Source organism: uncultured Escherichia sp., from assembly GCF_948475835.1.
In the GTDB taxonomy this organism is placed as follows: domain Bacteria; phylum Pseudomonadota; class Gammaproteobacteria; order Enterobacterales; family Enterobacteriaceae; genus ECMA0423.
The window spans coordinates 1-2,435 of the sequence record NZ_CAOLGM010000238.1 but is presented as its reverse complement, the minus strand read 5'-3'; the positions used below and the strand labels follow the sequence as shown (position 1 = coordinate 2,435).

The window sequence follows — 2,435 nt, the reverse complement described above, 5'->3', positions numbered from 1 at the left end:
CGAGCGAAGCGAGTCAATCCCCCCCTCACCGCCATATTTAAAGAAGAGCCCGTACGAAAGTACGGGCTTTTTTTTCGTATATTGCACACACCGGGTGCCCCCGCCCACGTCTGTTAGGGCGAGGGGAAATTGTGCACATCAACTGTCTGGTTACTCAGTCAACAATCAAAATGCGCAAGATAGTAGAGAACATATATGCGTTATCTGGTCACTTCCTGTAACTTCCTCACTTATTAAAATGCCCCCAACGGAAATACATGTCACATGCCATCATAAAATCGTTATGCCAGAGGCATCGACAATGGAAAAAATAGTAAATTAAGCACGGTACATAGCAGAGTAAAAAATAGGCTTCAAACCAAATCCGCCATTCTACAAGCGTTGCCAATACCGACACCAGCGTAATCCACATCATTTCAATAACCAGCAATATGAATAACCGAAGCCAAAGCGGCTTGGCAAAAAAGGTCGACAACGCATTTTCACTGGAGAAAAACAGATCGATTTCCTGCAAAAAAAGCCTGCCCAGAAAAGCGTACCGCTTGGAGAAGCGCAGAAAAAACAGATTAATCGCCAACACTACGCCACAAAGAATGAGCAATGCAATTATCGATTTAAACGTTAACCACTGCCCCTCTGTCACAAAAGAATCACTGTTACGTAACGGGCTGATAGTAAGCAGGTTAACAACCGTTGAGATGCACACCGAAAGCAGCACATAGCGAGTCAGACTTTTATATTTTACTTTTTTCGCTACTGAAATAGCGACCTGCTTGACATAACTGGTGCGGATCATCCGAAACAGCAGAAAGATGACCAACGGCCCAAGTAACGAAATCAGGAACAGCGCATATAACGAGGGTAGAAGCTGGTATAGCCCCCAACTCATTGCACTCAACATGATTAACGACAGAAATCCTGCCACCAGAGGTTGTGTAAGAAATAATTCTATTTTGTGGTTCTGCTTTTTCTTAAACCACGAAAAATCGATATTCTTCGTGACGCATTTATAAGCCCAGTACGCCTTGAGATCAAAAATAAAATTATACAGCACCAGGGCCAGAATCCCACTAACGACACCAATATCCTCTGATGGAAAAGTAAATCCTGCATTTTTCCAATAAAAGCCTATCAGAATAAGTCCAATAGCATAAATGTATATCAGATTTCGTTTATCCTGAAAGCGAATAAAAGTTAAATAATCAGGAATCATTTGAATACCTTTGCATCACTAAATGCTTTACGACAATGCATAACTCGTTGCTGATCCACGCCAGCAAAATCATTTAACATATTCCCCAAATAGGGCTTATTACTTATTTCAAGGAAAGCTACCGGGGTTGGCATATTCAGAAATATATCGAGAGATTCAGTCCATTTCACCGTATGGGTTAAGTGTAATGAGAGATTTTCTTTGATAATTGACGGAGCGACCTCGCTTTTTGCTGTTACGTTCATCAGAACCTGATGCTCTGGCGAAGCGATATCCAGTCCGGCAAGATAATCGCGCATTGCCTGAACGCCGTCTTCCATCAAACGCGTGTGCCAGGCACCGCTCACACCGAGTTTAACCGGTTCGTATCCAGCGGCCATCAGCAGCGTGGCAAATTCATTCAACGAGGCCTGCGTTCCCCCAATAACCTGCTGGCGCGGCGTGTTATCACAGCTAATATCCAGCGCAATGCCTGATTCCGTAATCATCGTCTGCAGTTGTTCGCGGTTGATGCCTTTAACCGCCTGATCTTACCCAGCAATAGTGGACACGCGGCTAAGTGAGTAAACTCTCAGTCAGAGGTGACTCACATGACAAAAACAGTATCAACCAGTAAAAAACCCCGTAAACAGCATTCGCCTGAATTTCGCAGTGAAGCCCTGAAGCTTGCTGAACGCATCGGTGTTACTGCCGCAGCCCGTGAACTCAGCCTGTATGAATCACAGCTCTACAACTGGCGCAGTAAACAGCAAAATCAGCAGACGTCTTCTGAACGTGAACTGGAGATGTCTACCGAGATTGCACGTCTCAAACGCCAGCTGGCAGAACGGGATGAAGAGCTGGCTATCCTCCAAAAGGCCGCGACATACTTCGCGAAGCGCCTGAAATGAAGTATGTCTTTATTGAAAAACATCAGGCTGAGTTCAGCATCAAAGCAATGTGCCGCGTGCTCCGGGTGGCCCGCAGCGGCTGGTATACGTGGTGTCAGCGGCGGACAAGGATAAGCACGCGTCAGCAGTTCCGCCAACACTGCGACAGCGTTGTCCTCGCGGCTTTTACCCGGTCAAAACAGCGTTACGGTGCCCCACGCCTGACGGATGAACTGCGTGCTCAGGGTTAGGCCTTTAACGTAAAAACCGTGGCGGCAAGCCTGCGCCGTCACGGACTGAGGGCAAAGGCCTCCCGGTAGTTCAGCCCGGTCTGCTACCGCGCACACGGTCTG

1 protein-coding gene and 2 pseudogenes are annotated in these 2,435 nt (G+C 46.9%); 1 reads left to right on the top strand and 2 read right to left on the bottom strand.

Annotation, left to right across the window (positions count from 1 at the left end; all coding sequences use genetic code 11):
* Positions 1-226: 226 nt before the first annotated feature.
* Together ycdU and QZF50_RS23430 are read right to left on the bottom strand one after the other, a co-directional pair.
* The gene (gene ycdU, locus QZF50_RS23435) at positions 227-1,213 is read right to left on the bottom strand and encodes a protein YcdU (protein ID WP_000611856.1); all 987 of its coding nucleotides are present in this window, start codon (positions 1,211-1,213) and stop codon (positions 227-229) included.
* A pseudogene (locus QZF50_RS23430) lies at positions 1,210-1,737 on the bottom strand (ACP S-malonyltransferase); the annotation flags it as partial. The pseudogene QZF50_RS23430 and the gene ycdU, both read right to left, overlap by 4 nt.
* A gap of 66 nt (positions 1,738-1,803) precedes the next feature.
* On the opposite strand from QZF50_RS23430, the pseudogene QZF50_RS23425 reads away from it, so the two are divergent.
* Positions 1,804-2,399, top strand: a pseudogene (locus QZF50_RS23425) (IS3 family transposase); the annotation flags it as partial.
* Positions 2,400-2,435: the final 36 nt, after the last annotated feature.